This window comes from Agrobacterium sp. Ap1, assembly GCF_017313375.1.
GTDB classification, from domain to species: Bacteria; Pseudomonadota; Alphaproteobacteria; order Rhizobiales; family Rhizobiaceae; genus Neorhizobium; species Neorhizobium cellulosilyticum.
The window spans coordinates 77,363-90,358 of the sequence record NZ_JAFLMY010000007.1 but is presented as its reverse complement, the minus strand read 5'-3'; the positions used below and the strand labels follow the sequence as shown (position 1 = coordinate 90,358).

General features: G+C 59.1%; 11 protein-coding genes. 1 reads left to right on the top strand and 10 read right to left on the bottom strand.

The annotated features are described in order from the left end of the window. Positions 1-6 precede the first annotated feature (6 nt). The 9 genes from JZX87_RS15680 to JZX87_RS15640 all read right to left on the bottom strand — a co-directional run bounded on the left by JZX87_RS15680 (position 7) and on the right by JZX87_RS15640 (position 8,749). Positions 7-1,551 carry an ABC transporter substrate-binding protein gene (locus JZX87_RS15680; RefSeq protein WP_206826651.1) on the bottom strand — a complete coding sequence of 515 codons (1,545 nt, stop codon included), beginning with the start codon at positions 1,549-1,551 and terminating at the stop codon, positions 7-9. A gap of 31 nt (positions 1,552-1,582) precedes the next feature. After that, entirely contained in the window at positions 1,583-2,425 is an 843-nt protein-coding gene (locus JZX87_RS15675; RefSeq protein ID WP_148146889.1) for a serine hydrolase, read from the bottom strand. Between the two features lie 13 nt (positions 2,426-2,438). Then, positions 2,439-4,073 (bottom strand): ABC transporter ATP-binding protein, encoded by a 1,635-nt coding sequence (locus JZX87_RS15670; protein ID WP_206826838.1) that lies wholly within the window; start codon positions 4,071-4,073, stop codon positions 2,439-2,441. Between the two features lie 8 nt (positions 4,074-4,081). After that, the gene (locus JZX87_RS15665) at positions 4,082-4,900 is read right to left on the bottom strand and encodes an ABC transporter permease (RefSeq protein ID WP_206826649.1); all 819 of its coding nucleotides are present in this window, start codon (positions 4,898-4,900) and stop codon (positions 4,082-4,084) included. Further along, entirely contained in the window at positions 4,897-5,841 is a 945-nt protein-coding gene (locus tag JZX87_RS15660) for an ABC transporter permease (protein WP_148146885.1), read from the bottom strand. The genes JZX87_RS15665 and JZX87_RS15660 overlap by 4 nt, the downstream gene beginning before the upstream one ends. A 177-nt stretch (positions 5,842-6,018) precedes the next feature. Beyond that, the gene (locus JZX87_RS15655; RefSeq protein WP_206826647.1) at positions 6,019-6,924 is read right to left on the bottom strand and encodes a LysR family transcriptional regulator; all 906 of its coding nucleotides are present in this window, start codon (positions 6,922-6,924) and stop codon (positions 6,019-6,021) included. A gap of 186 nt (positions 6,925-7,110) precedes the next feature. After that, positions 7,111-7,440, bottom strand: coding sequence for a hypothetical protein (locus JZX87_RS15650; RefSeq protein ID WP_206826645.1), 330 nt, complete (start codon positions 7,438-7,440; stop codon positions 7,111-7,113). 128 nt (positions 7,441-7,568) lie between these two features. Continuing rightward, positions 7,569-8,495: a hypothetical protein gene (locus tag JZX87_RS15645; RefSeq protein ID WP_206826643.1), complete on the bottom strand. Its 927-nt coding sequence runs from the start codon at positions 8,493-8,495 to the stop codon at positions 7,569-7,571. Then, the gene (locus JZX87_RS15640) at positions 8,444-8,749 is read right to left on the bottom strand and encodes a type 2 periplasmic-binding domain-containing protein (RefSeq protein WP_206826641.1); all 306 of its coding nucleotides are present in this window, start codon (positions 8,747-8,749) and stop codon (positions 8,444-8,446) included. The genes JZX87_RS15645 and JZX87_RS15640 overlap by 52 nt, the downstream gene beginning before the upstream one ends. Before the next feature lie 319 nt (positions 8,750-9,068). Between JZX87_RS15640 and JZX87_RS15635 the strand changes: the two genes are divergently transcribed. Continuing rightward, positions 9,069-10,037, top strand: coding sequence for a LacI family DNA-binding transcriptional regulator (locus tag JZX87_RS15635; RefSeq protein ID WP_206826639.1), 969 nt, complete (start codon positions 9,069-9,071; stop codon positions 10,035-10,037). Positions 10,038-10,175: 138 nt separating this feature from the next. On the opposite strand, the gene adhE is transcribed toward JZX87_RS15635, so the two are convergent. Then, positions 10,176-12,830, bottom strand: coding sequence for a bifunctional acetaldehyde-CoA/alcohol dehydrogenase (adhE, locus tag JZX87_RS15630; RefSeq protein ID WP_206826637.1), 2,655 nt, complete (start codon positions 12,828-12,830; stop codon positions 10,176-10,178). Positions 12,831-12,996: the final 166 nt, after the last annotated feature.

Sequence of the window (12,996 nt, the reverse complement as noted above, 5' to 3'; positions counted from 1 at the left end):
CAAGACTCAGTTTTCGACCGAGACTTCCCAGAGGCGGGCATTCGACTGCCAGACCGGCTGGCCTTTCAGCTTCTTCGTCGCGCCCCAGACGTCCACCATGTCGTAGAGAAAGATGCCCGGCATTTCCTTCAGCATCAGCTCATGGAACTCATCGAAGATCTTCTGACGCTTTTCCTGATCGGCTTCAGCATAAGCGGCGTTCATCAGTTCGACGGCTTTCGGATCGTCCCACATCAGCGATGCGTTTTTGTCCTTGTTGCCGACATAGAAAGAATACATCAGCGCCGGGTCGAGACGCGGCGCGACCGACTGCGAGATCACCTGATAATTGCCGGAGCGGCGGCGGTCGACCTGGGTCGCGTAATCCAGCACTTCGATCTGCACGTTGAGGCCCGCCTGCTGCATCATCGCCTGCGCCATGACGGCCGCCGGGAAGCTCGGCACGTTGCCGCGCTTGTTGGCGATGATCGAGATCGGCTCACCCTTGTAGCCGGCATCTGCCAGTTCCTTCTTGGCAGCCTCGATATCGTAGGGAAGACGCGTCTTCTGGGCCTCGTCGAAATAGACGCTGTCCTGCGATACCATCGAGCCGTTCGCCTCGCCGGTCCCGTTCGATGCAGCGGCCACCAGTTCATCGAGATCGAGCGCCATTGCCATGGCGCGACGCACGCCAGGATTGCTCAAGACCTTGTCGCGGGTCTGGATATAGAAAAGGTTCTTGCCGTTGTTGCGCGAAACGATCAGCTGCGTCTTATCGCTGGCCTTGAACTCCGGGATAAGATCGGGTGAAATTTCGGCCGTATCGAGTACACCGGACTCCAGACCGGCCTTCACGGTCGATGCATCCGGGATAATCATGAACTTGATGCCGTCGGCCAGCGGCCGTTTGGAGCCGACCATGCCATCCGGCTTGCCGTCATTCTCCGGCGAGACGTAATCAGCGAATTTCTTCAGATGGATATACTCACCCTTCTTCCACTCGTCCCATTGAAACGGTCCGGTGCCGATCGGCTTGACGAAGCTGCCATCGGCAGCAACGGAATCCGGTGAGATCATGCCGGTATAACCGCATTCCGGACGCGACATCAGGCCGAGGAAAACCGCAGATGGCTTTTCAAGAGTGATTGCGACGGTCGAAGCATCCGCGGCCTTCACGTCCGTAACCGGTGCTGCACCGCCCTTGGCGAAGTCGTTGAGGCAGGTCCATTTGGTTTCCGGCTTCAGGTACCGCGTCCAGTTCCAGACGACCTCCTCCGCCGTCATCGTCTTTCCGTTGTGGAATTTCACATCCGTGCGCAGTTTGAACGTATAGGTCAGGCCGTCGGCGGAGGTTTCGAAACTCTTGGCCAGAAGCGGCTTCACCTCGCCGCTATTGTTGTAACCGACAAGCCCCTCGACGATATGCAGGATGACGCCATCGGTATTGCCATCGCGGTTGACGCCGGGATTGGCGCTGCGCAGATCGGAACTCTGCGCGATCGTGATATCGCGGGCATTGGTTATGCTGGTCATTGCAAGCAGAGCCGTGCCTGCCAGAAGAAGCTTTTTCATTGTTCTACCCTCTTTTTGCTATTGTTGATGTCTACGACTGGAACCCGTTCCAGCAGGCCTGCGCCAACCGGCCGATCGTTTCGAGCGAAAGCGTGTATCCCGGCGTGCCATCGGCCATGACCTGCGGCACGTCATCGGTATAGGCGGTGATGATGAAGAACGGCGCGCCACCTTTGTAAACGATGCCGGCATCCATGCGGCCGCGCTTGCCGCGCCCGCTTTTGCTCGCCACCAGCGTTTCGAACGGCAGGCGTGAACGGATGCCGTAACGCAGGATCTGGTGCTTCAGCGTCTCCATGGCGAAGGAGCACAGTTCGGCGCTACATCCGAGCTTCTCCTGCGCCTGCGTCGAGGATTGCGCATCGAGAATGGTCTGCAGCAGCAGAACCTGATCGGCGGCCGATGTCGTCGTCACCGTCGTCAGCGCATGGTCGGCCGGCAGGGCGAGCGGCGGAATGAGGAAACGATGATGTGTATTGGCCATGCCGAGCGCCTTGCAATAGCCATCCACCTCTTCCAGCGTCAGCCGCTCCAGCACCATTTTCGTGCAGACATTGTCGCTCAGCGTCATCATGCCGGTGATCGCGTCTCTCAGCGAAATCACGATACCCGGCGTCATGTAGCGGAACATGCCGCTCGCCACTTCCTTGGCCAACCTTTCCTCGTAGGTCACCGGTTCATCCAGATCGAGCCGCCTTTCATGTGCCGCCTTGAGTGCGGCCATCATGATCGACGTCTTGCGGGTGCTGCCGGAAGGCGTTTCTTCGTCGGCGCCACGGCGGATTTCCTCACCCGTCAACAGATTGCGCACCATGAAGCGCGTGACAAAGGGCTGGGCGTCGCAGATCGCGAACAGCTGGTCGGCAGTAGTCATCGTATTCATCCTGTTATGCATCGTTTTCGAGCCGCCATTTGAGTGTCACGCCGCCCCGCTCGTTGTGGCCGAGCGCGGGAATGGCCGAGAGCAGGCGGCGGGTATAGGCTTGCCTGGGGTTGTCGAAGATCGTGTCGCGATCTCCCTCTTCGATGATCCGGCCGTCCTGCATGACGACGACACGGTCAGCCACCTGCTCGACCACGCCGAGATCGTGGCTGATGAACAGGCAGGAAAAGCCGTAGCGTTTCTGCAGGTCGGAAAAGAGGTCGAGCACCTGTGCGCGCACCGTCACGTCGAGCGCCGAGACCGGCTCGTCGGCGATCAGGAAGCGCGGCCGGCGGGCAATCGCGCGGGCAATCGCCACACGCTGCCGCTGGCCACCGGAAAGCTCGTGAGGATAGCGGCTGGCGTAATCGGCGTTAAGGCCTACTTCCTCCAGCGTTTCCAGCGCCCGCTTGCGCTTTGCCTGAGCGTCGAGATCGGGCACCAGTCGGAGCGCCTCCTCGACCAGCGCCAGGATCGTCATGCGCGGATCGAGCGAGGAATACGGGTCCTGAAACACCATCTGGCAGTTCAGGCGATAGTCGCGCCAGTCCTCGTCGCGTGAACGCCCCTGAAAGCGGATATCGCCTTCGCTTTCCTTGACCAGACCGGCAATCGTGCGGCCAAGCGTGGTTTTGCCGGAACCGGAGCCGCCGACCAGCGCGACGACCTCGCCCTCGTGGATATCGATGCTGATGCCATGCAGGGCGCGCTTGGGTTTCGCCTTCTTGAGCAAAGATTTGCGTCCCGCATAATCGACAACGATATTGCGGGCCGAAACCATCGGTGCCTTCGACGTATCGAGCGCACGCGCCTCGCCGCGGAAGGGCAGAGAGGACAGAAGCTTCCTCGTATAATCGTGCTGCGGGGCATCGAGCAGATCTTCGGTGCGCCCCTGTTCGACGATCGAGCCCTTTTCCATCACCACGATGCGGCTCGTATAACGCGCCACCATCGGCAGGTCGTGGCTGATCAGAAGAACGGCGGTGCCTTCGGCCCGCGTCAGCTCGACCATAAGCTCCATGACATCGCGCTGGATGACGGCATCGAGCGCCGTGGTCGGTTCGTCGGCGATCAACAGCGCCGGTTTCAGCAGCATGACCGACGCGAGCATGATACGCTGGCGCATGCCGCCGGAAAACTCGTGCGGATAGGCGGCAAGCGCTCCCTCCGGATTCTTGATGCCGATACGCTTCAGCATGTCGAGAATGCGGGCGCGACGGTCCTGTGGCGACAGTTTGGTGTGAAGGACAAGCCCCTCCTCCAGCTGCCGGCCGATGGTCATCGACGGGTTGAGCGATGTCATCGGCTCCTGGAAAACCACGCCGATTTCGCCGCCGCGCAGATGCCGAAGCTCCCTGTCCTTCATTGTCAGGACATCGCGGCCCTTGTAGCGGACGGAGCCACCCGTAACCTTGATCGCCGGAGGCAGAAGCGAGATCAGCGCACGGGTGGCCAGCGTCTTGCCGGAGCCGCTTTCGCCGACGATGCCAAAGATTTCGCCCGGCGCGATGTCGAAGGAGATGCCCTTGACCACCTCGAGACCGGTATGGGCAACTTCAAGCGAAAGGCTGTTGACGCTCAAAAGCGTTTCTGCGGACATGTCCTTGGTCATTTCAGGCCCCTCATGCGCGGGTCGAGGCGGTCGCGAAGGGCGTCGCCGAGCAGATTGATGCCGAGCAGGGTCAGCGCGATGCAGATACCGGGGAAAAGACCCAGCCAGACGGCCTGCTGGATGAAGGGACGGCCGGCGGCCAGCATATTGCCCCATGTGGGTGCCGGTGGCGGCACGCCGAGACCGAGGAAGGAAAGCGCGCTTTCCGACAGGATCGCCCAGCCGAACATCGAGGTGGCAAGCACGGTGATCGGCGCAAGGCAGTTCGGCAGGACATGTCGGAACAGCGTGAACAGCTCCCCATTGCCCATCACCCGCGAGGCTTCGATGAACTCGCGTTCGCGCAGCGACAGCACGGCGCCGCGCACCACGCGTGCCATCGACGGCGTGTAGGCAATACCGAGCGCAAAGATGATGCCGTATTGGTTGGCGCCGAAGACGGCAAGCAGGCCAAGCGCCAGAAGAATGCCGGGAAAGGCCAAAAGCGCATTGTTGACGGCCATGATGACACCATCCATCCAGCCGCGGGCATAACCGCTGACAAGGCCGATGAGAGTGCCGAAGATCGTGGCGAAGCTGACGGTCAGAAAGCCGATCCAGACGCTCGCCTGGGCTCCGACCATCAGGCGGCTCAGCACATCGCGGCCGAATTCATCAGTCCCGAGAAGATGCGTGGCGCTCGGCCCGGCAAGACGGGCGGTGAACGACAGTTTCATCGGGTCGAACGGCGTCCAGAACAGGCCAAGTGCGGCGGTTGCGATGAGAACGGTGATGAGAAACCCGCCGATAAGGCCGTTGAGAGTGAACTTTTTCATTCGGCGACAACCCGCGGATCGAACAGGGGATAAAGCAGGTCGACGACGAGATTGACCAGCACGTAGGAGAGGGAGACGAACAGCAGGCAGCCCTGGATAACCGGGTAATCGCGGGCAAAAATGCTGTCGACCATCAGGCGGCCGAGACCGGGAATGGTGAACACCGTCTCGATGACCGCAATGCCGCCAAGCAGGTTGCCGAGAATGAGGCCGATCATCGTCCATGTCGGGCCGAATGCATTCTTGAATGCATGCCGCCATAACACGGCGCTTTCCGAAAGACCCTTGGCGCGGGCATGGGTGATGTAGTCGAGACGCAGCACTTCCAGTGTCGAGGCACGCGCCATGCGGATCAGCACGCCCGCCTCATGGATGACAAGCGTCATCACCGGCAACACCAGATAGAGCAGGCCGCCGACTACATTGTCGCCGATCGACACGTAACCGAGAACCGGCAGCCAGCCGAGTTTCAGCCCGAACAGAAGCAGCAGCAGAAGGCCGAGCCAGAATGTCGGGATCGACAAAAGCACCGTCGCAGTACCGACCAGCGCCAGATCGGTTGCGCTGTTCTGCCGCCAGGCTGCAATCACACCGGCAGGCACCGCAATCAGGCTGGCCAGCAGAACGGCGATCACGACGATTTCCGCGCTGACCATGAAGCGCGAGACGACGAGCGGCAGGACTTCCTCGTCATTGACGATCGAGCGCCCGAAATCACCCTGCAGGACATTTCCGGCCCAGATGGCGAATTGTTGCGGCATCGATTTGTCGAGGCCAAGCTCGGTGCGCATGGCGGCGATCTGGTCGGGCTGCGCCATGTCGCCCAGCATCAGGGCTGCGGGGTCACCGGGAATGAAGCGGATCAGCGCAAACACTGTAATCGAGACAAGCACGATCGTCGGCAGCGCCATCAGAAGACGGCTCAGGATAAATCTTAGCATTGTTTCCCCACGATTGAAGGCGGCTTTCCATTCCGCCAGCATCGGTTTCGTTAGTTAAGACTATGACGAAATGACTTTTGATACGCAATATTATGTGATTTTGTCATATGTCTATGCATCTCGCGGGCCGCATCTCGTCGGCCGGAAAGCCCGAGTTTCAGGATTAATTAGCTAATCTCATTCGATTTTTTGAGAAAGCCGAATTTGCCGCTGCAGTGCATCGCTCAAGGCTTGCGCCGCGATCGACAGCGGAAAGCCCGCAGCCCGCGCCAGGCCGAAATCCTGCCTGGCCTGTGGAACGAAAGGGCGCTGCACGACAGGCAGATGCCGATACAGATTGGCGTAGAAACTGCTGATGATCGACACACCCAACCCCTGCGCAACATAGGCACAGGCCGAGCTGTTGGTATGCGTCTCGATCTTCACCATCTGCTTCACACCGGCGCGTGCAAACTGCTGGTCGAGTGCCATCCGGTTCGGTCTCTGCCGGCCGATAAGAACCAGCGGCACATTGCGCAGGTCCTTTGCCGAGATTGTTTCCAGTTGCGCCAATGGATGGTCCTTGGGCACGACGCAGACACTCGTGCCGCTTGCCACCTTGTCGACCACAATCCCCGGTCCTGTCTCCCCTTCCATGCGCAGGAAACCGAGATCGATGATACGTTCCCCAACCAGCTTGTTGATCGCCGTCGTGGTTTCGAAAAAAGTCTCGATGCGCACACCGGGAAAGTCACGAATATAATCCACCAGCATGGCCGGAGCGAAATTTTCCCACATGCTGCTTGGCAGCCCGATGCGTACGATATCCGGGCCGGATGCACCGCTGCGCAGATCTTCCGCATGGCTGGACATACGGTCCACGGCAAGAAGAACATTTTCCGCGTCATGGCCCAGCGCAAGCGCCTCGGGCGTCGCGATGAGACGGCCCTTGTCACGCGCAAACAAGGTGATCGAGAGATCCTGCTCCAGCTGCTGCAGCATGCGGCTGACACCGGACTGACTAAGGCCCATCGTCTTTGCAGCGGCAATCGTCGAGCCGGTTGCCAGAAGCGTGCGAAGCACTTCCAGTTGCTTGATGTTCATGGATTGGATCTCGTGATTTCGATAATGACTGCCAGGCCGGATCTTCCGCTTCCGACAACATATGCCACATCTCTCACGATATGCTATCTGCCAGCATCCGGCACGGAGCTCGGGGCCAACATCGGCAGCGCTTTCACTCACCCTCTGATGGATCAGCGATAAGCGCTGCGCAGAACTCAACAGAGATCAACCGATCTCGATCGAGAAACCGAAGATCGCCTTTTCGATGTCAATCGCCTCGAAGCCGATCTTGAAAACCCGGTTTCCCCAGACATCGAGGTGGCGCGGATCTGTAATCTCGATCGGCTCCAAACCGGTGACGCGAAGATTTTCCGGGGTGATGACCAGTACGCTGTGTTTCCCGTAGAGCCGGCACACTCCGTCAGTCCCAACCACTATTTTTCGATCGGAGACATAAAGAGGAAGTTCAAAGCGGGTGAGCGGCTCGCCCAAATCGATCTCGTCGCTGATCTCTATCTTTGCCGTGTCATGGCTGAAATTGAGGTGTCGGGTCATTCGCCGCGATCCGGGATCAGGGAAATAAGCCGGGCTTGCGTCGAGAGACAGATAGCTGCTGGTACCCTCGTGGCGGTACGCAACATCGCGCGCTTGCGAGCCTTTTCCCGCATATTGCAGATGGCCGTTCACGGCAGGAACGTTGTGCCCCTTCGAACTGATATGCCACATATCATATCGCGTCTCGGTGAAAGTAGCGCGCGAATAGGCCCCTGCCCCAGATCGATAATCATCGGCTCACCGTCCAGATAGACGCTGAAATGGCCAACGTCGTTATGGGAGTGATGGTTGACCTCCGGGTCATTGCTGCCGGCGATCGCGCTCAGCATCAGCCCGGCTCCGGCCTTTTTCTCGGATCGGGCAATCATCATCTGCATGTCGGCGAGCCAGACGCTTTTCTCACATGTCCTTGCCGCCGACTTTCTGTTTTCCGGTGTCCAGAAAAGCAGTCGGGTCAGGTGAACGAGAAACTGGCGGGCATAGTCATTGCGCCCACGGCCCCGGCCCGGATTGGCGAGCTTGTGCCGCGCCGAACGGTCGATATCATCGGCGACAAGACCGGATAGTTGGTCAGAGCCGATAAGGCTCGCATAGCGGCTGAGCAGTCCCTGATCCAGATCGATCTTCAGACTGCCATCCGCGAAGTTGACGAAGAGGTTGCCCCCGATATTGAGCGGCAGGATATGCTCCCCGAAATTGCGGAATTTCTGATTATCCCCCGCCTTCAGATCGATGCCGAAACGTTCTTCGACAAGGCTGACGAAACCGGCAAGCCGTCCGGCGCTGACCACCCAGTAGCCCGGTCCCTCGATGCAGGCGCCGGATGGCTCGATTGTATCGAAGAAGCGCTGCATCGGCACCATCAGCTTCATCGCGATAGCTGCGAGGCGCTGGTCGTCTTCGACCGTGTAGCAGGCGGCGAGCAAGAGATTGTGCGCGCACCATGCCGTCCAGTTGTTCCGGCCCAGATACCAGCCGTAATGTTTCGGCCCTTCGAGAAGCTTCAACGCACGGCGATCGATCTCGCCCTGTATGCGATAGTAGAGGGAAGGCACGGCTTCGAGCAGAGATCCGGCAGGCTGCCACCCGCAGCGGCACGTGTGAGACGCGTTTCAAAATCGATATTTGCGAGAAAGAGGTCCACCTTGATCCCTGTCTCGGCCGTAAACCCGTCAACGATGCGCGCAATCGTCGGCCGTTCGGCATCGCCGTATCGCATCCAGACATTGATCGTCTCTGCCGAATAGGCCGTAGACACCATCGTCGTGCTTGCCAGCGCTGCAAACGCGAACGCCCTTACCTTCTTCATGGGAAACCTCCTCTAAAATAGCCATTCGCCCTGCACGCCTCCAGAACATGCCAAACGTCTGTCCCCGGCAGAGCCGCTTTCCTCTAAGCCAGCGGCTCAAAGGCACGCTTCCCATAAAAGGAAAACGTTTAACTGATATTTTTAGCGCGGCAGGAGCTTGATAGAATGATATGGATCAACCGAAATCGCGGAAAATAATGTGTTATTGTCAACACCCGAAATGAGAACGAAATCCGCATCGCCGGCAGTTACGTTAAACAGAAGAAAACAAGGAAAGCGTTTATCTGCATGAAGCGCCCGAAAAGACCGACCATCCGGGATGTTGCGGGAGAAAGCCGGCGTATCGATCGCGACGGTGTCGAAATATGTGAATGGCCAGCAGTCATTCTCACCGGCAGTGGAAGAGAAGCTGCGCGAAGCGATCGAGGATCTGGGCTACAGCCAGAATTCTCTTGCCCGCGCCATGGTCACCGGCCGTACGACCGCAATCGGGCTTGCGGTGATGGATCTCGCCAATCCTCATTATTCCAATGTCGTGAAGGGTGCCAATCGGGTGGCGCTGGCAAACGGCTACTATCTCTTCGTCGTGGACATGGAGGAGAGTATTGCGGCAGTTCGCCCGCTATTGGAGGCCTTGGCGCCGCGCACGGATGGTTTGATCGTCAGCGCCCGCATTCCGAAAGACGTCACTGACTGGCTGGCCGAACTCGACAAACCGGTCGCCTTTTTAGGACAGCCAGAGCGCGATGATGTCCTGACAGTGGGGACGGACAGCGTTCAGGTTGCTGCACTGCTCGCGCAATATCTCGTTCGGCAGAGATTCAAGCGGTTCGGTTACATGGGCTACTCGCGCGCACCATCGAATGCCGACCGCATTCAGGGCTTGAGGCAAATCCTGGAGCCGGCAGGGATGGAACTTCTGATCTTCGACGTGGATGAACCGACGAATGAAGCAGGAGAACGCGCCGCGGCCCGCGTGTTGCTGCGTCCGGATCGCCCGGATGTGATCATTGGCTGGAATGACCTTGTGGCGATCGGCATGATGAACGAGGCCCGTTCGCTTGGCTTCAAGGTTCCCGATGACGTGGCCTTTGCCGGGATCGATAATATTCCGATCAGCCGCTACGTCACGCCACCGCTGACAACTGTCGACGTTTGTAGCCAGGCAACCGGCGAAGTGGTGATGAAGAAGATCATTGCGATGATCGAAGAAAAGCCGCAACCCACGGATCTTACGCTGGAGCCTGCGCTGATCATTCGCGAGTCGACCCAGCGCCATTTCACCTGAATGCGATTCCAGCCTGATCCATTGGATACCGGCCAACAACATCAGGCTTGGTGACCCTGCCCAAGCCAGTCGCAACCCAGATTTAAGGCGGCCCTGCGCGCCGGCGACCGCCAGCGCGCAGGTTGTTTTACGTCAGTGTCAGCCCTTGGCCTTCATCGGAACCACACGCGGTTCCTTGGCGGCCGGCTTGTCCTGTTCCTCGACATAAGCCTCGCCGTGGTAGCTGGCGATCAGAACGTCGCGGATTTCGGCGATCAGCGGATAACGCGGGTTGGCACCCGTGCACTGGTCGTCGAAGGCCATTTCGGCGAGCTTGTCGACCTTGGCCATGAAGTCGGCTTCGCCGACACCGGCTGCCTGGATCGAGGCCGGAATGTCGAGATCCTTCTTCAGCTGTTCCAGCCACTGGACGAGGTTCTCGACGGATGCCGCGTCGTTCTTACCGCCGAGGCCGAGATGCTGGGCAATCTCGGCATAACGGCATAGCGCCTTCGGCCGGTCATACTGGCTGAACGCCGCCTGCTTGCTCGGATTGTCGACTGCGTTGTAGCGGACGACGTTGGAGATCAGCAGCGCGTTAGACAGGCCATGCGGAATGTGGAATTCCGCACCGATCTTGTGCGCCATCGAATGGCATACGCCGAGGAAGGCATTGGCAAAGGCAATCCCGGCAAGCGTTGCGGCATTATGAACCTGCTCGCGAGCCTTCGGGTCCTTGGCGCCGTTCTTGTAGGCCGAGGGAAGATAGGTCTTGAGCAGCTTCAATGCCTGCAGCGCCTGGCCATCGGAATACTCGTTGGCCATGACCGAAACATAGGCCTCAAGCGCATGCGTAACCGCGTCGATACCACCATGCGCGGTCAAAGACTTCGGCATGTTCATGACCAGATTGGCGTCGACGATCGCCATATGCGGCGTCAGCTGGTAGTCGGCGATCGGATACTTGATGCCGGTCTTCTCGTCGGTCACCACCGCAAACGGGGTCACTTCCGAACCGGTGCCCGAGGTCGTCGGAACGGCCACGAACATGGCCTTCTTGCCGAGCGTCGGGAAGCGGTAGATGCGCTTGCGGATATCCATGAAGCGCAACGCCAGATCGGTGAACTCGACATCCGGATGCTCGTACATGACCCACATGATCTTGGCCGCATCCATCGGTGAACCGCCACCGACGGCAAGGATCAGGTCCGGCTGGAAGGCGTTGGCGAGTGCTGTCGCCTTGCGCACGACGGCAAGCGTCGGGTCGGCGCTGACTTCGAAGAAGACTTCGACCTCGAGACCGAGATCCTTGAGGATGCGGATCGTGTCGTTGACATTGCCGTTTTCGAACAGGAAGCGGTCGGTGACGATCAGGCAACGCTTTTTGTCCTTCAGGTCTTCAAGCGCAAACGGCAGGCTGCCGCGGCGGAAGTAGATCGATGGCGGCAACTTGTGCCAGAGCATGTTCTCTGCGCGCATGGCCACCGTCTTCCTGTTGATCAGATGCTGCGGGCCGACATTTTCCGAGATCGAATTGCCCCCCCACGAGCCGCAACCGAGCGTCAGCGACGGCGCGAGACGGAAGTTGTAGAGATCGCCGATACCGCCATGCGAGGCCGGCGAGTTGATCAGGATGCGCGAGGTCTTCATCTTCGCGCCGTAAGTAGCAATGCGCTCGGGCTGAAGATCCTGGTCGGTATAGAGAACCGAGGTGTGACCGACGCCGCCGAAGGCAACCAGCGCCTCGGCCTTGTCGCAGGCAGCCTCGAAGTTCTTCGCCTTGTACATGGCCAGAAGTGGCGACAGCTTCTCATAGGCAAAGGGTTCGGTCTCGTCGATCGCCTCGACTTCGGCAATCAGAACCTTGGTGCCGTTCGGAACCTCGAAGCCTGCCATCTCGGCAATCTTGTGCGCTGACTGGCCGACGATCTCGGCATTGATCGAGCCCTTCTTCAGGATCAGGCTCTTGATCGCACCCGCCTCGTTGCTCGACAGAACATAACCGCCATGGGTGCGGAAACGCTCGCGTACCGCATCATAGACGGCATCGACCACGACAACGGACTGTTCCGAGGCGCAGACGACGCCATTGTCGAAGGTCTTCGACATCAGGATCGAGGCAACAGCGCGCTTGATATCGGCAAATTCATCAATGACGGCAGGCGTATTGCCGGCACCCACGCCGATTGCCGGCTTGCCTGATGAATAGGCGGCCTTGACCATGCCGGGGCCACCGGTTGCCAGGATCAGGTCGATCGCCGGATGATGCATCAACGCATTGGAAAGCTCGACGCTTGGCTCGTCGATCCAGCCGATAATATCCTTCGGCGCACCGGCCTTGACGGCGGCTTCCAGAACGAGGCGAGCCGCCTCGCAGGTGGCGCGCTTGGCGCGCGGATGGGGAGAGAAGACGATACCGTTGCGGGTCTTCAGCGCAATCAGCGCCTTGAAGATCGCCGTCGAGGTCGGATTGGTGGTCGGCACGATGGCGCAGATCAGGCCGATCGGCTCAGCAACCGTTGCAATCCCGTATTCCGGCTCCTCGGAGAGAACGCCACAGGTCTTCTCGTCCTTGTATTTGTTGTAGATATATTCGGAGGCAAAATGGTTCTTCACCACTTTGTCCTCCATCACACCCATGCCGGTCTCCTCAACCGCCATCTTGGCAAGCGGGATACGAGCATTCGCAGCCGCCAGTGCGGCGTTGCGGAAGATTTCGTCAACCTGCTCCTGGCTGAAACTCGCATAAGCCTTCTGTGCAGCTTCAACCCGCGCCACAAGCGCGTCCAGCTCCGCAATCGTGCTAACTGTCATGATAATTCCACCTCAAATTGAATCATGGTGCGTGGTAAGTCGCGCTCATCACGCGTACTAAATCGATTTAGAAGACTAAATTCTGGACCAATGCGGCCAGGAAGCAAGCCTTTCGCGGCCTCCCGGAAACTATGTCGCGGTCTCGAAAACCTACAATGACATATGT